A 20648-nucleotide genomic window follows, 5' to 3' on the forward strand; every position below is an offset into this window, starting at 1 on the left:
TTCAGCCGTCGGAAGCGACCGACTTGGTTTCCTTCACCACTTCGTCCACCACAATCGAGAGGTCGACCTCGCGGGATTCACCACTGATCCGGTCCTTGATCTCGACCTTGCCGTCCTTGTAGCCGCGTCCTATGACCAGGATCGTCGGAACACCGAGCAGCTCGGCGTCACCGAACTTCACACCGGGAGACGCTTTGGCTCGGTCGTCGAAGATCACCTGCAAGCCAGCTCGTTCCAACTGCTCCACGATGCCTTCGGCACCGCTCATGATTTCCTCGCCCTTGCCGGCGGCGACCACATGAACATCCGCAGGCGCCAGGTCGCGGGGCCAGATCAGACCCCGCTCATCGTGATTGGATTCGGCAATGGCCGCGAGCGCTCTGGTGACGCCGACACCGTACGAACCCATGGTCACGGTGACGAGTTTGCCGTTGGAGTCCAGTACGCGAAGCCCCAGGGCATCCGCGTATTTGCGACCGAGAGCGAAGATGTGACCCATCTCGATTCCGCGAGCGGTATGCAAAGGCCCCGAACCATCCGGAGCCTGGTCGCCTTCACGGACTTCGCACGCTTCGACGACACCGTCCCAGGTGAAATCGCGACCGGCAACCAGATCGAAAACATGTCGACCTTGCAGATTCGCGCCCGTTATCCAGGCGGAGCCCTCGACCACGCGGGGATCCACGAAATACGGAATGCCGGTCGTCGACTCGGTGCCCAGAGTAGCGGCATCGGTGCTCAGACCGGGCCCGATGTAGCCCTTGACGAGCATCGGGTAGCTACGCAGATCGGAGTCGTCGGCTTGGTTCACCTCGACTTCGCCGCCGACTTCCAGGGCGTCACTGAGGCTGACTTCGAGTCGCTTGAGATCGACGGCACGATCCCCGGGCACGCCGACGGCGACGATCTGTTTCTCCCCGCTCGGAAGGGTAACGGCCACCAGAAGGTTCTTCAGGGTGTCCGCTGCCGTCCACTGTTGACCGTCCTTCGCGTGAAGCGCATTGGCTTGGGCAACGAGGGTATCGATGGTCGGCGAATCCGGCGTTTCCTCGACGTGCGCGGCCGCCAGTCCCTCGATGTCGATGGCCTCGGGGGCCACGGTCGTGACGGCTTCGACATTGGCCGCGTATCCCCCTTCGGAACGGACAAAGGTATCTTCGCCGATGGGCGTCGGGTGCAGAAATTCCTCGGAGCGTGAGCCGCCCATGGCACCGGACTGCGCCTGAACGATGACGATCTCCAGACCCAAGCGTTTGAAGATTCGCTGGTAAGCGCCTCGATGTGCTTGGTAGGCCTCTTCGAGGCCTTGGTCGTCCACGCTGAAGGAGTAGGAATCCTTCATAATGAATTCACGACCGCGCAGAAGACCCGCACGGGGGCGTGCTTCATCACGGTATTTGGTCTGGATTTGGTACAAGGTCACCGGCAGATCCTTGTACGAGGAATACATGTCCTTGACCAGGAGCGTGAACATCTCCTCATGCGTAGGCGCCAAGAGGTAATCCGCGTCCTTGCGGTCCTTCAGGCGGAAGAGATTCTCTCCGTACTCCACCCAACGGTTGGACGTTTCATACGGCTCACGGGGCAGCAATGCTGGGAAGTGGACTTCCTGGGCGCCGATCGCATCCATTTCCTCGCGGACGATCGCCTCGACCTTGGTCAGGACCCGTAGGCCCAGCGGCAACCACGAATAGATGCCGGGGGCCGCTCGGCGGATGTAACCGGCGCGCACCAGGAGTTTATGGCTATCCACTTCCGCGTCGACCGGGTCTTCGCGAAGGGTGCGGAGGAAAAGCGAGGATAGGCGAATGGCCAACTATGAAGTCCGTTTCTTTGAGGTGCCGGTTGTCTCTCGGATAAGTCTAAAGGAGCCCACCGTGGAGTACATACCAGCAGGACAGGAGGCGCCGGTTACATCAGGATCGTCGAGAAGGTGCCGACCTGTTGGAAACCGACGGCTCGGTACAGCGCGCGAGCCGGACCGTTGTAGTCGTTGACGTACAGGCTGATCCTCGAAAACCGCGGGGCGATCAGCTCGCAAGCCTGCGCCATGAACGCTTCGGAAAGTCCTTGGCCCCTGAGCCGGGGAGCAAGCCACACGCCCTGGAGCTGGCACATGTCCTGCGCTGCGAGGCCAAGGTCCGTCTTGAAGATCACCTCTCCCCTCCTGTCCGTGGCAACGACCGTACGGCCCGATCGGACGGTCTCGAGAACTCGTTGTGAGTATCCCTCCGGGTTGTGTTCCATCGGCGAGTACCCGACTTCCTCGGTGAACATTGACACGCTCGCAGGCAGGAGCGCTTCCAGGTCACTCGGTACGGCCCACCGTACCGGGGACAATCCGGACGTGGTTTCCCGGTGCGCCACGCGACGGGCGGTCTCGTGATCGACCAGGGCCATGAGCGGCTGTTGTGGGCGAATGTCGAAAGGCCGGGGCAGGCCGCCGCGAATCAGATCCCACAGGGGCATGACGAATTCTGCGGGGCCGAACAAGGAGGCGGGCCTTTTGTGGGTCCGCAGGACGTAATCCGCAACCCGGGAGAAGTGGTGACGTTCCAGACGGATGGGGACCAGATTCGCGCCGAACCACACTGCTCCCGTCAGCTCGGAGAGTTCGGTTTTTCCCATCTCTTCAGACGGTTCGAAGACGCCGAGAAAAGGCGAGGCAGAATGCATCCGCGTCAGGAACGAGGGGCGCGGCAGACCGATGCGCTCATAATGCTCCAGCGGGAACAGGTTGGCCACGGGAGATTGGTTGATCAATCCGAGGAGGCTCTCGGTATCGTCGACGGTCAAGGGACGAACGGTCGGCCCCGAGATACGATCTGCGCGTTGCGTCAGGAATTTCACGAAGTCATGGCTCCCGGGGTCATAGGATTTTCACCGGGTCGAAAATGTCCGCGGCGATCAGCAGGACCGACATCCCCATGAAGGCCACCGCAACCACGTAGGTCAGAGGCAGCAACCTGATCGGGTCGAAATGACCGGGGTCGGCTTTCTTTCTCAACCGTGCCCAGAACCGCCGTATTCCTTCCCATAGGGCGCCTGCAACGTGACCACCGTCCAAAGGCAGAAGCGGAATCAGGTTGAAGACGAAGAGGCTGAAGTTCAAGGTTCCCAGAACAGAGACGATGTAGGCCGCTTTGGTTTTGGTGGTGATGTTTTGAGTAGAGGCCACTTCTCCCGCCACACGCCCGACTCCGACCACCGACATCGGAGAATCGGCAGGTCGTTCTTTCTGGGTGAAGAGCGCAACCCCTACGTCCCAAACCCGCAGCGGAAGCTTGATGATGACGCTGCCGATCTGGTTGAAGGTTTGCCCGATCACCGGTGGAATCTCGGAAATGCTCCCGGCTTTGAGGTCCTGCTCGGGGCTGATCCCGATGAACCCGACCTCTTGCGTCTGGGTCTTGCCCTCGGTGTCTGTCTGGGGGACACCGGCGGCATCGGTCACGGGACGTTGGGTGATCATCGGGCTCATGCTCAGACTGACTTCGCGGCCGTCCCGGTCGACGACCACGGGTACGTCCTGGTTGCCGTGTTCACGAATGAGACGACTGAGCTGATCCCAGGAGTCGATATCCTGATTCGCGAAACGCACGATCTTGTCGCCCGGCTTGATCCCGGCCTCATAGGCGGGTGCCGCTTGGTCGTCTGCCCCGCATTCGGTTTTCTGCTCTTCCTGACCGGCCTGGACCTTTTGAATGCATTGATTGACCGCCGAAACTTTGGTGGTCGGCTGGGCCGTCCCGAAGGACAGAACCACGACACTCAGGCAGAGGATTCCGATCAAGAGATTCATGCAGGGCCCGCCCAGCATGATGATGATTCGCTTGTAGATCGGCAATTGGTAGAACTGACGGTTCTCGTCCCCCGGTTGCAGGCGCTCGGCCTCCATGCTGCGCGTTTCCGAGACCATCTGTTGGACGAGCCCGGTCGAATCGCTCGTGATCTTCTCGCCGTTCTTGTCCGGAGGATACATCCCGATCATCGAGATATACCCGCCGAGCGGTATAGCCTTGAGCCCGTACTCGGTCTCTGCCTTTCGCCGGGAGAAAATGGTTTTGCCAAAACCGATCATGTATTGGGTGACCCGGACATTGAATAATTTGGCGGGCACCAAATGTCCGACTTCGTGGAGCGCGATCGACAGAGCGATGCCCACAGCCATGATGAGGACGCCGACCACGAACATGAGCCATGACCCGCCCAGAACTTGAGAAAGATCCACTAAAGTCTCCCGTCCGTTCCCATCGTGGACGGTTTTCCGCGCCCGCGCTCGATTCTACGGACTCTCGACCGCATTAATGGCTCCTACGGACCGGTGTACCACCGACGACCACGCATGGGCTCATCCCACAATGCCGAATTTCTTGAGACGTTGGCGGTCCGCCGCGGTGGCCGACATCTGCAATCGCAACAATTCAGAGTAAATCCCGCCCGAGGACGCAAGCTCACTGGGAGTTCCGATCTCACGGATCCTGCCGTTCTCCAGTGTCACGATGCGGTCGACAGCCGAGATCGTGGACAGTCGATGCGCGATGATCAGACTAGTTCGGCCGACCATCAGTCGGTCGAGGGCATCCTGAACGATTCGCTCGGACCGAGTATCCAGGGCGCTCGTCGCTTCATCAAGGATCAGGATCGGCGCGTCCTTGAGAATCGCCCTGGCTACGGCGATCCTCTGTTTCTGTCCGCCCGAAAGCTTCAGCCCCCGCTCCCCGATCAGCGAGTCGTAGCCGTCGGCGAATTTCCGGACGAAGATGTCAGCGTTGGCTTGTTCCGCAGCTTTCACGATGTCTTCACGGCTCGCATCGGGCCGAGCGTAGGCGATGTTCTCCGCGATTGTTCCCGAGAAGAGGGAGGCGTCCTGGAAGACCATTCCCATCGCGGCCCTCAATTGGCCAAGGGTCGACGTCGAGGTGTCGAACCCCGCGACGGCTACTTTTCCCTTCGTAGGCATGTACAGACCTTGCAGAAGGGACATCAGGGTCGATTTGCCGCCTCCTGACTCGCCAACGAAGGCTACTTTCTCTCCACGGGCGATCGAGAGCGTGATGTCTTCGAGAACCGCCTGTTCGCCGTCATAGGCGAAAGAGACGCGGTCGAAGGTGATGACGGGGTCCGGCAGCCGGTCAGTGCGCGGGGTCGCCGGCTCAGCTACGGCAGGTGTTTCGGGCGAAACCTGTTGGATCGTTCCGGTCACCGTCGGGGCCACAACGGAGCCGGCGCGAGGATCATTCGGCAGATTCATGACCTCGAAGTACTCCCGCGAGCCCGCAATCGCGCGCTGGGCCGAGTCGATGATCCACGAGAGCATCGCGACCGGCTGCGACGCCATGGCCATGAGCTGGATCATGAGCACCATGTCGCCCAAGGAGAAATCGCCTTCGAGTGTCTTCCAGAAGATCAGCAGGTACATCGCGAAGAACACGAGGTTGAGGACGGACCTCCGGTAGTTGTCCATGCGGTGCCAATGCCGAGACTGGTCTTTCGTCAGGGATACGGTGTCCGTGAAGTGACGGGTGAACGCCGCTAATTCCCTGGCTTGGGTTCCGAAGGACTTGACCACCCTCAGCTGGGAGATGACTTCGTTGAATCGGCCCCCAGCCAGGTCGATGTGCTCGTTCTTGTCCCGCTCCCAGACTTGCCATTTCTTGCTAGTCAACCCGGTCAGCCAGAGATACATCGGATAAATGATCAGCAGGAGAACCGCCAGGGGCCAGTAATAGACGAACATGATGACTAGCACGGCGATGGTGGTGATGATCGTCGAGAAGAAGTTGTTCGACATCGACTTGATGAAGAAGGTGACTTCCGCGATCGACCGGTTCAGCCGGGAGACCACGGACCCGGTGAGTTGAGTATCGAAATAGCTCTGGGGAAGGCTCAACAGCTTGTGGAAATACCGGGTAGATAGCAGGGAACGCATCCGTTGCCCCATGATGTCGCCCAGGTATCCGCCGTAGTTGGAGATGAAGGTGCTGAACAGCTGCATGATCAGATAGAGGCCCGCAAACGTGAAGATGATGCGAGCGGTCGAGTCGCCGTGCCCGTTGAGGGCCGCGACCACAGCATCCGTCGCGAACTTCAAGACGAATGGCGTCGCCAGGGAAGCGATTGCCGTCAAGACCGAACAGATGAGGATACCGACGTAAAACGGCCAGAGGGATCCGGTGGCCTTCATGATGCGGAATATGCTCCGCATAGTACTTCTCCTTCCAAAGCACGACGTCGTGGTGCCGGAAGGATCACGGCGGTCTCAGCCTCAGGCCCCGGAGGGTAAAGGCTGTGCACCGTCGTGCCACGCGTCAGCGCAATGCTTGGGTCAGCTGAATGGCCTTCTCCAGGAAGGCATCCACCTGCGCTTCGTCATAGGCATGTTTGGATGTGGCCGCTCGGAATGAGGCCCGTCGAATCAAGGTCGGCTTGACATCGTCGCTGTGACGGAAATACTCCAACAGGTCCGCGCACAGGCTGTCGACATCGCCCACAAAGTAGCCTTCGATGCGACGTCGCGCCGGTCGCCTGAATCGCTCACCGTCACTTCTCTTCAAGCGACCCATCACGAGGTCAGCCAATTGCGAGGCGTACTCGTGCCACGCCTCTTGACCGTTCCGCTGAATCGATGTCTGTTTCTCCACAGCGGCGAATCTGTCCTCGTAGGACTCCAATGCGAAGTCCACGTCCGCGGGCTCGTATCCGCCCTTCTCGGGTTCGAACTCCACAGCGCGGATCTCGGCCGCGGTGATAGCGCCCCCGGATGGACCTTGTCGCAGCAATTCCACGTCCCTGCCGCACCGATCCAGAATATCCCGCACCTGTCGAACAGAATACCCGCTCTTCTTGGGAGCGACCCGACCGATTCGGCCTAGTTCTTGTGTAGCCGAAATAGAGTCGTCGTTCTGTTCCGGAACGGATGAGCCGGGCATGTATTCCTCCAGTGAGCGTTGAATGGGTCAGACCAGAAGTGCTGCAAAGATGACGTATCCAATGGCGGCTGCGAAGACGATTGAGTCGAGCCGGTCCATGACGCCGCCGTGACCAGGCAAGATGTTGCTCATGTCCTTGATCCCGATTTCTCTTTTGACCATGGATTCGGACAGATCTCCTACGGTGGAAGCGACCACCAGAAGGACGGCTATCACAATGCCGTTCCACCATGGCGCACCCAGCAGGAAGACCGCGCACAATACTCCCACGATCATGGACCCGATCATGGACCCGGCAAAGCCTTCCCAGGTTTTTTTGGGGCTAATCCTAGGTGCCATGGGGTGTTTACCGAAGAACACGCCGGCAATGTAGCCCCAGGTGTCATTACCTATGGCCATGAGGACGATCGTGAACACCTTTGCAGCACCGTTGTCCTCGCGGAAAATCAGGACTGCCAACGCGAGCATGAACGGAACCCAGCACATCACGAAGATCCCGCCCATGATGGACAGCAACATCCCGGATTTCTGCCCGAACGCTCGCCACAGTGTCAAGAGACTGACGGCGCCCAACACGGAAAGTATCAGCGCTTCTCCCCCGCCGAAATACGCGGCGAAAGGGAGCAGGGCGCCCGTGACGACGGCTGGAATGATCGGCACGCGCATCCCGCGCTTGTGGTTCAGAGCTTGGCCGACCTCCCAGGTTCCCACGGCCGCCGCCAGAGCGGCGACGGCCACGATCACCATCGGAACGAAGAACAGCCCAATGACGACGACGACCACCAGGGTCGCGCCGACCCCGATAGCCGCAGGGAGGTCTCTACCTGCCCGAGACTTCTTCTCTGGGGTCGACGAAGACTCTGTAGGAGACGACATCAGACCTCGAGAAGCTCGGCTTCCTTGCGCTTGAACAGATCGTCGATCTGGTCGATGTGCTTCTTGGTGATGGAATCAAGTTCCTTTTCGGCGCGGTTGCCTTCGTCCTCGCCCGCGTCCCCGTCCTTGACGATCTTCTCGATCGCGGTCTTGGCCGTGCGGCGGATGTTGCGAACGGCCACGCGGGCATCCTCGGCCTTGCCGGAAACCATGCGCACATATTCCTTGCGGCGCTCTTCGGTCAATTCGGGCATCACGATGCGAATCACATTGCCGTCGTTGGCGGGATTCGCGCCCATATCGGAATCTCGCAAAGCTTTCTCGATGTCGCCCAGGGCCGACTTGTCGAAAGGCGTAATGAGAAGGGTACGTGCTTCCGGGTTCTGGAAGGAAGCCAACTGCTGCAAGGGTGTCGGGGTTCCGTAGTAGCTCACCAGGACGCCCGAGAACAACGAGGGGTTGGCACGGCCAGTACGTACCGCGGCGAAGTCGTCCTTCGCCGTGTCGACCGCTTTGCCCATCTTGGTACGGGCTTCGGACAGGGAATCTTCGATCAATTCGATCTCCTCATTCGGTGTAGTCACACCCATTCGGATGTGGCCTAGACAGCCGCCGCCGACCGGCCAGGAAAGACCGGGTACGGCACCGTCTAAAGTCTCCTTGATTCAGTTTAGCGACCTGATTCGGGGACGGGCGAACCCATCCGGCCTCGTCACGCTAGGCAGTGACTAGGGTTCCGATTTCTTCACCGAGGATCGCGCGGGCAACGTTGCCCTCGCCCTGCATGCCAAATACGCGCATCGTGACGTTGTTGTCCTTGCAGAGGCTGAATGCCGTCTGGTCCATGACGCGAATGTTCCGTTGCAGGGCCTCGTCGTAGGTCAGGTGAGTCAGACGTTCCGCGGTGGGGTCGACCTTGGGGTCGGCAGTGTAGACACCGTCGACACCGTTCTTGGCCACGAGCACCTCGTCCGCACGGATTTCCAAGGCTCGTTGCGCCGCGACCGTGTCGGTCGAGAAATATGGAAGACCTGCCCCTGCCCCGAAGATCACCACACGATCCTTCTCCATGTGCCGGATGGCCCGACGCGGAATGTAATTCTCCGCTACCTGAGCCATTTCGATGGCCGACTGCACGCGAGTGTCCACACCGCTCTGCTCCAGGATGTCCTGGAGCGCCAGGGAATTCATGACCGTTCCGAGCATGCCCATGTAATCGGCGCGGGACCGATCGAGGCCCGCGGAAGACAATTCGGCGCCCCGAAAGAAATTGCCGCCACCGACGACGATCGACGTTTCAGCCTGACCAACCGTCGAAGCGATCTGTTCGGCGAACTTCCGTACCACGGCCGTGTCGATACCGACGCGGCCGCCGCCGAAGACCTCCCCGGAAAGCTTGAGCAAGACCCTGCGGCGCTGCGGTTCGGCTGAAGGGGCGGTATTGACGGACATGGATCCTCCTGGGCTCTTGACCCTGCGTTCTCGTGGTTGGGCTGGTCGTCCCCAGCTAGCTTACGCAAAGAGGGAGCGTCCACACATGGTGGACGCTCCCTCAAACACTTCGTTGATCAGTTGCCAACTCGGAAGCGGACAAAGCCGGTGGCCTTGGCACCTGCCTCTTCCAGCACCTGTCCGACGGACTTCTTGGAGTCCTTGGCGAAGTCCTGATCGACCAGGGTGTTCTCCTTGAAGAAGCCCTTCAGGCGGCCCTGAACGATCTGCGGAATGATCTTCTCGGGCTTGCCCTCGGAACGCGCGGTCTCCTCGGCAATGTGACGCTCGGATTCGACCTGCTCGGCCGGGATGCCCGACTCGTCCAGGAACTTGGGAGCCATCGCTGCGATGTGGACGGCGACGTCGTGTGCGACCTCGTCCGAGTCCTTGCCATCGACGGCGAGCAGGACACCGACCTGGGCCGGGAGGTCCTTCGACGTCTTGTGGAGGTAGACGGCAACGTTCTCGCCCTCGAGGCGAGCAACGCGGCGCACGACGACCTTCTCACCGAGAAGGGCGCCGGCCTCGGTGACCTGCTCCTCCACAGTCTTGCCATTCGAGGTGGCCTTGAGGAGGTCCTCGAGGTTGTCGACGTCGGCGCTCACTGCCGCATCGAGAACCGAGTTGCCGAATTCGATGAACGGGGCCGATTTCGCCACGAAATCGGTCTCCGAGTTGACCTCGACGAGATAGCCGACACCGTTCTCAACGTGCGCAGCGACGAGACCTTCGGCGGTCGCTCGACCTTCACGCTTGGTCACGCCCTTGAGGCCCTTCACGCGGATGATCTCGAGAGCTTTCTGCTGATCTCCCTCGGCTTCGTCCAAAGCCTTCTTGACATCGAGCATGCCGGCACCGGTGCGCTCGCGCAGCGCCTTGATATCGGCTGCAGTGTAGTTCGCCATGTGAACTCCTTAGGTTTTTTGATGAGCACGTGAACGCAAGGCCGGGCCGGTGCGGCCCGGCCTTGCGGATACTGTGCGGTCCGATCAAGCGCGGACCGGTCAGCTACGGATTAGTTGGAAGAGGTCTCGGTGGACTCTTCAGCCTCGGTCTTCTCCGAGCCCTCAGAGTCTGAAGCCTTCTCGGCTTCGGAAGCGGTCTCGGATGCCTTCTGAGCCTCGTGCTGCTCGAGAAGTTCCTTCTCCCACTCTGCCATGGGCTCCTCTGCGGCGTCAGCCTTGCCGGACTGCTTGTTGTTGCGCTCGAGAAGACCCTCGGCCACGGCGTCGGCGACAACGCGTGTCAGCAGGTTCACGGAGCGGATGGCGTCATCGTTGCCCGGGATCGGGAAGGCGACTTCGTCCGGATCGCAGTTGGTGTCCAGGATGGCCACGACCGGAATGCCCAGCTTCTGGGCCTCGTCGACGGCGAGGTGCTCCTTCTTCGTGTCAACGACCCACAGCAGCGACGGGGTCTTGGACAGGTTGCGAATACCGCCCAAGGTCTTCTCGAGCTTCTCGAACTCGCGACGGAGCAGGAGCAGTTCCTTCTTGGTGTACTGCGATGCGGCGACGTCGTCGAAGTCGACCTGCTCGAGTTCCTTCATGCGCTCAATACGCTTGGAGACGGTTGCGAAGTTGGTCAGCATACCGCCGAGCCAGCGATGGTTAACGTAAGGCATGTTGACGCGGGTGGCCTGCTCGGCAATGGCCTCCTGGGCCTGCTTCTTGGTACCCACGAAAAGAATGGTTCCACCGTGTGCCACGGTTGCCTTGACGGCCTCGAAGGCACGATCGATGAATTCGAGCGACTGCTGCAAATCGATGATGTAGATGCCGTTGCGCTCGGTAAAGATGAAACGCTTCATCTTCGGGTTCCAACGGCGGGTCTGGTGGCCGAAATGGACACCGGAATCGAGCAACTGACGCATAGTTACGACGGGCATGTCGTCTCCTTTGTGCGATGCGCCCCAGATACTTTAGGGCAGCGCATCGGCCTAGTAGTTATCGGTTTTCCATGAAGCGAGCATGTGACTCGCCCCATTCCTAGCGACCTGCGATTCCCGAGCCGGTTGCCCGACTGGATCCAGAACCTACCGTTACCGCCTCCTGAAAGGCGACGGACCGTTGGTAGGCACCGCCCTCCGTATGCGAAGGGCGCGCTGGCCGCGCGAAGTCAGCGGACATAGTTGTTCCACTGCTACGGCAACTATACAGCACGCCAAAGCCCTCCACCGTCCGAATATCCACCGATCTGAATCACACTTTTCCACCGGAGTAGGCATTCACACCGAATTCTTCCGAAACTGCTCGTGGCGAGGACCTTTGATGGTGGCATGAACACAATCCTTGCCCTTGTTCTCGCCGCCGTCCTTGGAGGGGCGCACGAGCTTGCAATACCGGCTCACGCGCCTTCCTGGGTCCCCCGATGGGTATGGCCGACCTCGCCCGCGCCCGCGGTCGAAAGAAAATTCGAGAAACCCGCCCGGAAGTGGGACCCCGGTCACCGAGGCGTGGACCTTGCCGTGAAACCCGGGCAGACGATCAGATCGCCGGCGTCCGGGACCGTGACCTTTTCCGGTCGGGTCGTGGACCGTGGCGTTATCACGGTGACCACGGACGATGGCTATCTCACGAGTTTCGAGCCCGTGACCGAACAGCTGCCACGGGGCACCAGAGTCTCTTCGGGAGATGTCATAGCGAGGCGGGACTGGGAACAATCACACGAGGGGTGTTCTTCTTGCCTCCACTGGGGAGTTCGACACGGCGGTGACTACGTGAACCCGCTCTTGCTGGTGGGAGCCCTTAGCCCCTCCGTCCTGTGGCCTCTCCCCCCGCGGCCCAGACCTCTGATCTTCAGCTATAACCGAAGACTTCTGTCTTCCCATTCCATGATGTGGATTTGTACATGCCAGGAACTCTTCAATCCCTTAGTGTGAATGTGCGAAGCTTCGCTCAGAGCCTCTCGCTGGAAAGGATGCCGATCACTCGTGACCATGCACTACGTCAGCCGACACAAGATCGCAGTGGCCTTGGGGATGACACCTGCGGCCATTCAACAACGGCACAACGCGGGCACGATGCCCAAGCCTGACGCCATCCTGCACGGGTCCAAGGCATCGGAATGGTTCGGTTGGAAGAGAGAAACCATCGAGAAGTGGGCTCCCAGCATCGGGCGAAAAGTCGACTGGACGCGGACCGGAAAATAGATCGAGGCCCCCCAAATAGCAAAGAGCCCGCTTGCGGCCGCACGATGGCGGCCGGAAGCGGGCTCTTTCGGTAGGGGGTGCGGGGCTTGAACCCGCGACCAAAGGATTATGAGAGTTATCTTGGGGTTTCGCTGGGGTTGTTTTGTGGTGATGTGACCTGATTTTTCGGGGGTTAAAGGTTTCCACGATTGTCCCGTTGTGACCCTTTATTTGTCTTAATGGTGTGCAGAATGGTGTGCACTTTTGAGCTCCTCATCCACGGGTGCAAAATTTTTTCGGCCTATACTCGAGACCGTCGATCACCGCACTCTTTAGGAGAAACGCTTATGAAAGCCCGCACCCTACCCATCCTCGCGATCGCCGCGCTTGCGCTGAGTGCCTGCTCCAACAACGGCAACGAGGACTCACAAGGCAAGTCGTCGGCGCCGACCACCTACGACGCACCCAGCGACGCCTACGATGATGTCGGAACCGGCATGCCTTCCCAGACACCCACGCAAGATACTGAACCTTTCACCCTCGATGACACTATGCAATTCACCGGGGAGAAAGGATCGACAGGAACAATCACGTTCAACGCCTCGCCTCCTCAGGATCTCGCCCTCGGACTGCAGTGGGCAGGCAAGCCGGCCGGGTCATGGGCAAGCATCCACGTAGACAACAGGAAGGGTGCGGATGCCGTTCCGTTTAGCAACTTAGGGCCCACACTTTTAGATGATGCAGGGACTAAGTACGAGCTCCGCCCAGATTCTGACGTAGCAGCTAACCTATACGGCGACTCAGATTCCGAAGATTCTCATCAGGATGCCTATTACGATTTATACGATAAGTACAACACTGGCAATGGTGAAGTGGCTGCGGGCGAGGTGAAAGACATGCTACTGTACTCGTCTAAACCGTTGCCGCAAAAGCTTGCGCGCGGGACTATCGGTATCGATGCAACTGAAACGCCTCTAGTAATCAGCAAATAAACACGAAAAAGGGACCCCCGCTCACCTTCATTGGTGGGCGGGGGTCGTGTCTAACGTATGAGAGTCCATGTAGCCAATGGAACGCTAGACACATCCAGAGTACACGGGGCGTGAAGAGGCCCCCTCACATGCACCTGAAGGGGCCTCAACTGTCTAGCCCTTGGGGAGGCCCTATGGAAGCCGAGCTAGACAGCCTCATTCTAACTAGTCCCTTGAGCGCTAGAAAACATCCACGCACAGAAAAAGAGGCCCCGCCCACCGTTGAAGATGAATGGGGTCCGTGCCTAGCTCCCGAAGTTCCACCTGTTGGTGGAATGCTAGACGGAATCTCGGATACAAATAAAGTGGCCTCCCCGAAACGGGAGTAGCGGGGAGGCCACTGTCCAGCTAGCAAGTTGAGCCAAGCTATAGAAGGTCTGCTGGACCATCCCAGACTACACCGGGATGGTGGCATGAGAAGAGGTCCCGCCAACTCGCCAGCAAGGGGACCTCAACCATCTAGCTCGTTGAATTCGCCATGATTAAAGGCCGCTAGACAGTTCCTACTTTAGCGAGAGCGTCCAAATCCGGGTAGGCCTCCTCTGTGGTCGCCTCCGCCGTGTCCTGGAATGCGGGCTCAACCGCAGCCGGCGTTTCCGTGCTCAGGGCGTGCTGACCAACATACGATGCGGTCTCTGTTGTATTGACCTTCGACGCCACAGCCTCAGCAACCTCATCGGCAGACGGGACCGTAACCGTCGGGGCAACCTCAGCGACCTTAGCCGCTACCTCATCGGCAGACGGTGCAAGGTACGGGGCTAAGGCTTCGGCTTTCGACGGGGACAAATACCCTGCGCCCAGGCCACACAAGGCCGAGAGGACAACCGCCAGGGCCGCGAACCCATCCGTACCAATATCAGCCGGGATCAGCTTCACGATCAACGTCGCCAAAGCGATCCCAATAATGGACGCGCCACCGGTCGCCGCCAACGTCGTAGTCCCAATAGTCTTCTTAGCCATCTTATTTGCCCTCCTTGAGAGTGGCGATCTCCGCCTTGAGGTCAGCGATCTGCTTCTGCGCGAACAGCACGTCAGCCTTCAACCTGCCGAAGTTCTGAGCGCTGTACTGCGCCTCCGTGACGAGGGTCGTCTGACCACCGACCGGCTTCCCGTTGATGGAGCCCTCACGGTTGAACTTCTCGTTGTGGATCACATCGTGGATGCACCGACGAATGAACCCATCATTCTGATGCAGTACGTCGTTGACGACCTCCGCGAGGTCCTGTCTAGATGCCATATCAAACCAATCCTTAGTTGCTACGGAGGCCGTGTCTCCGGCTGTATGTGATGCGTTGTAGGTGGTCAGGAAGTTGTACGGATGAACCCTGCCGTAGTAGCCGTTCGACCACGCAAACGGTTTCGGTAACACTTCCCAGTGCAGGTGCGGGCCCGTCGCGGCCCCTGTCGCACCGGATTCACCGACTGGGTCACCGGTACTGACCCGGTCTCCGGGATTCTTTCCCGTGCTGTTCAGGTGGGCGTAGACGGTCAAGAAGTCGCCATGATCGATCACGACGCAGATCCCGCCGAACTGCTTATGCAGATACCATCGCGAGGCCCAACCCGCCGCCGAGTCATCACCGGGCAGGTTGCTAACCCAGTCGGCCCAGACAACCGTCCCGGCCAACGACGCTTTGACCGTGGTTCCGGTCGGCACGGCGTAGTCCCGGCCGGTGTGCCCACCCGAGGCGAGGTTGTATTGAGTCCCGTTCTGCCCGAAATCCTGACTGATCGGTGCCTCACCGACCGGCAGGATCATCGCCGACGCGGACGCGCCTGAAGCGGTCCCGCCGGCCCAGCGGGCGAGGTCGTCCTTGGTGGCGTAGAGCTCGGACATGTCGATGTCGCCGCCGTAGCCGTCGATGCGGCCGGTCCCGGTGTACTGCCAGGCTGCTATCGTCCAGCCCGGAAGACCACCAACCAGGCCAACAGCCCAGTCCAGCGACGCTTGCGCGCCCCAACCCTGCCGGGTCGAGTACGGGTAGGCGGCCAGCCAGAGTGGGTATTTCTTCAACCCGGCGTGATCGCCGCGTGCAGCGGTGGACGGTCCGGCGTAGATCCAGGGTGTCGTCCCGGTCCTTGACGCCACTCGCGCGAGCCAGTCGGCGGCGAAGTCCGGGTAATCGAGGATCCCGGCCGTGTAGGAGGCTTCCTCCCAATCCAAAACCGGGATGACTCGGCCCTGACCCCACCAGCCCGAGGTGGCGGTCAAATATGCTTCGGCTTGTGGGTCGGAATCGCCGAGGCGGGGAAAGTGGTACAGCAGGACTGTTCTGCCTTGATCGAGCCCTGTCTGGGCTTGTCGACGCCAGTCCGTGTTGGACTCGCCGGTGCCCTCGGTGACTTTGACCGCGAGGGCGATTTCCGATTGGCTGAGAGCCGAAGCGCTGATTCCGGCCTGGTAGCCGGAGACGTCTAGCATTCTGCTCACAACATGACCTCCTAAATGGGCATAAAAAAGACCCCCAACACTTGGGGGTCTAGTCGTCGAATAGTTCCGCTACCTCAGGCGGGCGGACCGGTGGCTCTCGACCAATGCGGAGGATGTGATCCTCCAATCGGACAATATGCCGCTTGGCAGAAACCACTTTCGAGAATAAGCGTTCGACCTTCTCGTTCAAGTCGCCGATCTTTCGATCCTGAGCGTCCAAACGTTCACTCTGCGCTTCAACACGCTTGGCTAGTAGCTCCATTAATGCCGTCTGGCGATCAGCTGGGTCCTTCTTCTCCGGGGTCCGTTTCGTCCACCGGGTAATCAACCCGCCAATGACGATCCCCAAGAACCCGAGGCCCGGACCCATTAAGTCACCCATCGCGGTTAACCTGCTTTCCCGGCCCGGTCATTGCCTGGACAATGCGCTTGTTCGCTCTGGTTAGTTGCTTCTCGTACCGGGTGACTTCCAGGTGTTTACCTAGCACGAACGCGGCAAATCCTAGATACAGTAGAGCAGTTTTCCACGGGTCACGATCCGAGTTGCCCACGATCCAAGCCCCGACATAAGACAGACCCCAGACGGTGAGGATGCCAATGAACGCCGGAACCGACCAGGTGGTTTTATTGAGGACGAAATCCAGCCCCGCCAGCACGGTCACCACCAGCCATGCCAGTGCGTAGACCCACAGCAATGTTCCGTCGTCAGTCAGGAATAACGGTCCTGGAGAATCGACCGGCGGGATGAACAACCCCGAGTAGGCAAATGCCGAAGACCCACCAATAAGCATGATCCCCAGCATCGCGACACGGTGACCGGTTAGACGTTTCATCTAGTCCACCTTCTCCCACCCGTCCGGGTAGGCATCGGGTGCCCACACGTTTCCGTCGATCACGGATTCGTACACCTGCCCTTGGTAGGTGACCCGGTCGCCGGCCTGGTAAGCGTCGACAGAGCCGGTAGGCTGCCGATACTCGGCCGGGGTGCCGTCCTCGGCAGGTGCTTCTACCCACCCTGCGGATCCGGGCTCCCATACGTTCGCCGGGGTGGTCGAGGTCCAGGTGGTGTCATGGTGGGTGACGGTCGCGCCCTTTGGGTAGGCGTCCACGGCGGAGGTGGGCTGGACCCATTCGTCCCCGTCGGCCCGCCCGAGGGCGTCCTGGTAGCCCTGGATGATCCGGTCGATGTCACTGGCCGCGGATTTGACCTTGTTGCGGCGATCCAGCTCCGTGCTGATCAGGTCACCTGCCTGGATCAAATCGTTGTCACTAAGTTCCTGTATATCGGCTTCGGTGAACATGCCCTATTCCCCTTCATCCTGTGCGTCCGAGTCGGTGTCTTCGAGCCGGATTGCTCCGGCGATGATCTGGGTGTCGAGTAGCTGGGACCGCAATCGCCGGTTCTCGTCCTCCAGCCAGGTTGCTTTAACCTTCAGCTGCTCTTTGCTGAGCTCCATATGGTGGGGTGTCCTTTCCGTTGGGTGTTTAGATCGCGATCGCGGTCCATTTAATCCAGCAGTAGCCGGATGCGTTGGTGGATTTGTTGACCAGTCGGAGTGTGAACCCGCCGGTGCCGACGTTCTTGAGGACGTAGGCGAATTCGGTGAGGTTGGTGGCAACTGGGCTGACGAACACGGCGACGTTGGATCCTGGCGTCATGCTGTTCGGGAACGTCACCACCCAGTCGGAATAGCCACCGCCGCTAATGTTCGCGGCCTCGAGCTGCCCGGATTTCATGGCCGCTGAATCGCGGGTGAATTTGCCGGTAAAGCTGATGGTCTTAGCAATCGGCAACAGGTGAATGCCGGGATCGTCGGCAGCGACCGAGGTTTTGGTGGTTGCGGCCATATGCATGGCCGTGTTGAAGATGTTGTCGGTGGGTGAATCGAACCAGATTCCGCCGTGAGGTGCGTAGTCCGAGCCAGGAGTGATGTCGGAGTAGAGGTCCATCGCGGCTAGCGAGCCGCGGGAGGTGATCTTCACGCCGGTCTGGTTCTGTGGGGCGGTGGCCAGGTTGCCGATGATGAGGTTGTCGGAGCCGTTGATGCGTATCGTTTGGCGACTGTTAGTGTCGAAGCCTTCAATGCCGCCATCGTTGATTTTGATGCCTCGGTTCAGGTCCGCGTCGGTTTGGATCGCTCCGGCTGTGACCAGGCGGGCGCCGAGGTCTTGGACGTTGATGCGCTCGGCGACCAGCTGTGGGGTGACAATGTCTTGAATGACGGTGACCCGGTTCAGGATCGCGTCCTCGGTGACCACCAGCTGTTTCGTCTCGGTGCTCATCGCCCGGACCACCTCGGCCGCCATTTCCTCGGTCACGTTCAGTTGGGCAACGTCGAGGGTGCCGGTCAGTATCGCGTCCCGGCCGACCAACAGCTTGTTGCTGTTGATCTGATCCGCTGCGGTAGACCCAATCGCCTCCGGGGTGGTCCCGGCCTCGACCGCGCCGATACGCTCCCTCGCGTCCTCGAGCTCCTGCCCGGCCTTGTTCAGCCCGTCCGTGGCCTCAACGACCAGTTGTTTCGCCTCGCTGATCCTCGCGTCGTAGTCGGCGACGGCGTCCCCATCCCACCGCAGCACCTGCCCGGTGGAGGTCCCGTAATTGATGCCCTCTCCCGCCGAGGCTGCTTTCTGCCCGAACGGGCGCGTGTGCGTGGTCGTGGCCTCGCCGAGGATCATTCGTAGTGAATCCACCGGCACGCTTTTGAGATCCACACGTCTAGCCATAGCGGCCTCCCTTGTCGTTTTGGTGCTTAGTCCCAGGCGTCCTGCTGGAACTCGAGACTGACCTTCTCGTCCAGCCCGCCGGAGGCTTTGATGATCCGCATCGGGTACATCCCATCCGGGATCGAAAAGAACCCGGCGATGGTGACGTTGCCGGTATGCCCTACCATCCACGACCCCAGCGGGTACTTCTTCGAATCCGCCCGGATCGACATGGAGAGTTGGTCGATCATGGACTTGGAATTGGCCAGCTCACCGGCGGCTTTCGCGCCGAGTTTCGTCGTGTCGCCCTGCTCGGAGTCGGTAATGACCTTCTCCATGTACGGCACCCAATCGCGCAGACTGGTCAAATCCTCGGCGTAGGCCCGTGCGATGTCCTCGCCTTCACCGGAGCCGGTCGCCCAGACCCGGTGAACCAGCGCGGACGCATCCGAGGTCACTGTCGGATCCATCGCATATGGTGCCGGCCCGGTCAGGTCGAAGTCCGGGATCCACGTTTGGATAATCGGCGGCCGTGTCTCGGTGCCGTGGTACATGGCCCATTCGATCGCGGTGCGCTCATCGTTGGCCCATTGGGGCTGGAACATGATGTCTGGCCCGTTGATGACCTCGCTGATTTCGGTCAGGCGCTTGTCGATCCCGTTGTTCGACAGGTTCCATGCCTCATAGGTCCGTTGGTGCGATGCGTCATCGTCGACGGTTTGTTCCGGGGAGGCGTGGACAATCGGCAGCCCGCCGGAGGGTTTCTCATTGCATGATTCCTCGACGATGCGCCAGGCGATCGTGCCCAAGGACAGGCCCCGATATTCTTTGTTGTTGGTGATGATGCGCCGCTCGAGTATCTTGCGGATTCCTGACCAATCCAGGACGAACTCGTCAGTGCTCTCGGACGGCCACCCGGTGATTGGCCCGGCCACGACCGGTTTCTCGTCGCCCCACGGGTCGGTGTAAGTAAACAGGACCCCGGCTTGCCAGGGCGTCCACCACGATCGCGGTATCTGAGCCAGGTCCTGTTTCTTGACCGTGACTTCCCCGGACTCGGTCTTGTTCAGCTCGATCGACCAGGACCCGGAGACGGGGTCTAGCTGTGCCCCGAGCTCACCGGTGACGGTTCGGATGAGGTAGACGGCCCAGCTCATAGGTTCGCTACCCCGTTATCGACCACGACCATCTGATCCCCCGGTGCTTTGTTCGCCCCGCCGTAGCGGACCGCCCAGGACGAGGCCCCGGACGACCACTGGACGGTGTAGTGGATCGTGTTGTTGGCCTGCTCGATGACGACGGGGAAGGCATAGTGCTTGGATTCCCAGTACTTGTTGAAGACCCGCTCGACCGAATAGACCAGGGCGTCGTTGAGGTAGAACTTATAGATCACGGACCCTTCAGGGTCGGCGCCTTGATTCGGGCCGGCGCTGATGCACGAGTTGAAATGGATCATCAGGTCACGATCTGTAGGCGCGACTCCGTTCCACATGGCCCCGAACCAGAGCTGCTGCTGTCCGCGCTTGATCAGTTCTTTCCCATGAACGCTCGAGTCGGTATCGATGAATTTCGCGACCTGCCCATACTGCCCACCCACGGACCGGGTGTAGACACGGTTGGCCCGGTCGATCGCCCCGGAGGTCGAGGTCGAATTCGCGGGGACCTCGTAGTCGGCCAGCAGGATGGACCGGGCTGGTAATGCCCCGGGGGTGGAGGCGACGACGGCGAGGTTGTCCCCGTCGGCCTCGGTCGTCCTTTGCTGAACATAAATCTTGTCCCGCCGGCTAGTAGTGCCCGGATTCGGGTCGACCGGGATGCGGGTCTCTTCAACCGGAACGAGAACCTTCTGGTCCATGCCCCAGTTCATGACGACCGCTCCGGCGAAGACGTGATATTGCATGGTCGACGTGGTCTCGACGGCGCAGCCGGATAGGATCCCGGCGACCCGCCAGTTCGCGCCGATGATGCGTTGGATGTCGTCGGGTGCGGTGCCGTTGCCGTTCTGGTCGATGTCGAGGCCGAATCCGGTAGCCATAGTAGGGTGCTCC

General features: G+C 60.2%; 23 protein-coding genes. 3 read left to right on the top strand and 20 right to left on the bottom strand.

The window, feature by feature from the left end; translation table 11 throughout:
- Nucleotide 1: 1 nt before the first annotated feature.
- The 11 genes from sake_RS09400 to sake_RS13540 all read right to left on the bottom strand — a co-directional run bounded on the left by sake_RS09400 (nt 2) and on the right by sake_RS13540 (nt 11652).
- The gene (locus tag sake_RS09400; RefSeq protein ID WP_178945885.1) at nt 2-1816 is read right to left on the bottom strand and encodes a proline--tRNA ligase; all 1815 of its coding nucleotides are present in this window, start codon (nt 1814-1816) and stop codon (nt 2-4) included.
- Between the two features lie 95 nt (nt 1817-1911).
- A complete protein-coding gene (locus tag sake_RS09405; RefSeq protein ID WP_129360635.1) occupies nt 1912-2850 on the bottom strand; it encodes a GNAT family N-acetyltransferase in 939 nt (312 codons plus the stop codon).
- A 19-nt stretch (nt 2851-2869) separates the two neighbouring features.
- The gene (locus sake_RS09410; protein ID WP_178946321.1) at nt 2870-4195 is read right to left on the bottom strand and encodes an RIP metalloprotease; all 1326 of its coding nucleotides are present in this window, start codon (nt 4193-4195) and stop codon (nt 2870-2872) included.
- A gap of 156 nt (nt 4196-4351) precedes the next feature.
- Nucleotides 4352-6208 carry an ABC transporter ATP-binding protein gene (locus sake_RS09415; protein WP_129360636.1) on the bottom strand — a complete coding sequence of 619 codons (1857 nt, stop codon included), beginning with the start codon at nt 6206-6208 and terminating at the stop codon, nt 4352-4354.
- A gap of 103 nt (nt 6209-6311) precedes the next feature.
- A complete protein-coding gene (locus tag sake_RS09420; RefSeq protein ID WP_129360637.1) occupies nt 6312-6932 on the bottom strand; it encodes a DivIVA domain-containing protein in 621 nt (206 codons plus the stop codon).
- A 27-nt stretch (nt 6933-6959) separates the two neighbouring features.
- Nucleotides 6960-7808, bottom strand: a complete 849-nt coding sequence (locus sake_RS09425; RefSeq protein WP_129360638.1) for a phosphatidate cytidylyltransferase — start codon at nt 7806-7808, stop codon at nt 6960-6962.
- The gene (frr, locus tag sake_RS09430) at nt 7808-8365 is read right to left on the bottom strand and encodes a ribosome recycling factor (protein WP_129360835.1); all 558 of its coding nucleotides are present in this window, start codon (nt 8363-8365) and stop codon (nt 7808-7810) included. Before frr ends, sake_RS09425 begins: the two co-directional genes overlap by 1 nt.
- Before the next feature lie 160 nt (nt 8366-8525).
- The gene (gene pyrH / locus sake_RS09435) at nt 8526-9260 is read right to left on the bottom strand and encodes a UMP kinase (protein ID WP_129360639.1); all 735 of its coding nucleotides are present in this window, start codon (nt 9258-9260) and stop codon (nt 8526-8528) included.
- A 116-nt stretch (nt 9261-9376) separates the two neighbouring features.
- Nucleotides 9377-10207: a translation elongation factor Ts gene (gene tsf, locus sake_RS09440; RefSeq protein WP_178945886.1), complete on the bottom strand. Its 831-nt coding sequence runs from the start codon at nt 10205-10207 to the stop codon at nt 9377-9379.
- A 110-nt stretch (nt 10208-10317) separates the two neighbouring features.
- Nucleotides 10318-11190, bottom strand: coding sequence for a 30S ribosomal protein S2 (gene rpsB / locus sake_RS09445; RefSeq protein ID WP_129360641.1), 873 nt, complete (start codon nt 11188-11190; stop codon nt 10318-10320).
- Nucleotides 11191-11529: 339 nt separating this feature from the next.
- Nucleotides 11530-11652, bottom strand: a complete 123-nt coding sequence (locus sake_RS13540; protein WP_256394870.1) for a hypothetical protein — start codon at nt 11650-11652, stop codon at nt 11530-11532.
- Between the two features lie 105 nt (nt 11653-11757).
- Here sake_RS13540 and sake_RS09450 point away from each other — a divergent pair, with 105 nt between their 5' ends.
- From sake_RS09450 to sake_RS09460, 3 genes are all read left to right on the top strand, one after another.
- Nucleotides 11758-12183 carry a M23 family metallopeptidase gene (locus tag sake_RS09450; protein WP_256394868.1) on the top strand — a complete coding sequence of 142 codons (426 nt, stop codon included), beginning with the start codon at nt 11758-11760 and terminating at the stop codon, nt 12181-12183.
- 51 nt (nt 12184-12234) lie between these two features.
- A complete protein-coding gene (locus sake_RS09455; protein ID WP_129360643.1) occupies nt 12235-12453 on the top strand; it encodes a hypothetical protein in 219 nt (72 codons plus the stop codon).
- A gap of 326 nt (nt 12454-12779) precedes the next feature.
- Nucleotides 12780-13424, top strand: a complete 645-nt coding sequence (locus sake_RS09460) for a hypothetical protein (protein WP_178945888.1) — start codon at nt 12780-12782, stop codon at nt 13422-13424.
- Between the two features lie 531 nt (nt 13425-13955).
- On the opposite strand, the gene sake_RS09465 is transcribed toward sake_RS09460, so the two are convergent.
- From sake_RS09465 to sake_RS09505, 9 genes are read right to left on the bottom strand one after another with little or no spacing between them, the layout of a single operon-like run.
- Nucleotides 13956-14423, bottom strand: a complete 468-nt coding sequence (locus tag sake_RS09465; RefSeq protein ID WP_178945889.1) for a hypothetical protein — start codon at nt 14421-14423, stop codon at nt 13956-13958.
- A 1-nt stretch (nt 14424) separates the two neighbouring features.
- On the bottom strand, nt 14425-15885 hold the full coding sequence (locus tag sake_RS09470) for a peptidoglycan DD-metalloendopeptidase family protein (RefSeq protein WP_243155772.1): 1461 nt from the start codon (nt 15883-15885) through the stop codon (nt 14425-14427).
- 58 nt (nt 15886-15943) lie between these two features.
- Nucleotides 15944-16276, bottom strand: coding sequence for a hypothetical protein (locus sake_RS09475; protein ID WP_178945891.1), 333 nt, complete (start codon nt 16274-16276; stop codon nt 15944-15946).
- The gene (locus sake_RS09480) at nt 16269-16727 is read right to left on the bottom strand and encodes a hypothetical protein (protein ID WP_178945892.1); all 459 of its coding nucleotides are present in this window, start codon (nt 16725-16727) and stop codon (nt 16269-16271) included. The genes sake_RS09475 and sake_RS09480 overlap by 8 nt, the downstream gene beginning before the upstream one ends.
- Entirely contained in the window at nt 16728-17195 is a 468-nt protein-coding gene (locus sake_RS09485) for a carbohydrate-binding protein (protein ID WP_178945893.1), read from the bottom strand.
- 3 nt (nt 17196-17198) lie between these two features.
- Complete coding sequence (locus tag sake_RS09490) at nt 17199-17351, bottom strand: hypothetical protein (protein WP_178945894.1); 153 nt, start codon at nt 17349-17351, stop codon at nt 17199-17201.
- A gap of 28 nt (nt 17352-17379) precedes the next feature.
- Nucleotides 17380-18621, bottom strand: coding sequence for a hypothetical protein (locus sake_RS09495; RefSeq protein ID WP_178945895.1), 1242 nt, complete (start codon nt 18619-18621; stop codon nt 17380-17382).
- 26 nt (nt 18622-18647) lie between these two features.
- Nucleotides 18648-19757, bottom strand: a complete 1110-nt coding sequence (locus sake_RS09500; RefSeq protein WP_178945896.1) for a hypothetical protein — start codon at nt 19755-19757, stop codon at nt 18648-18650.
- Nucleotides 19754-20635, bottom strand: coding sequence for a hypothetical protein (locus sake_RS09505; protein WP_178945897.1), 882 nt, complete (start codon nt 20633-20635; stop codon nt 19754-19756). The genes sake_RS09500 and sake_RS09505 overlap by 4 nt, the downstream gene beginning before the upstream one ends.
- Nucleotides 20636-20648 lie beyond the last annotated feature (13 nt).

Source organism: Kocuria sp. TGY1127_2, from assembly GCF_013394385.1.
Taxonomy (GTDB): Bacteria; Actinomycetota; Actinomycetes; order Actinomycetales; family Micrococcaceae; genus Rothia.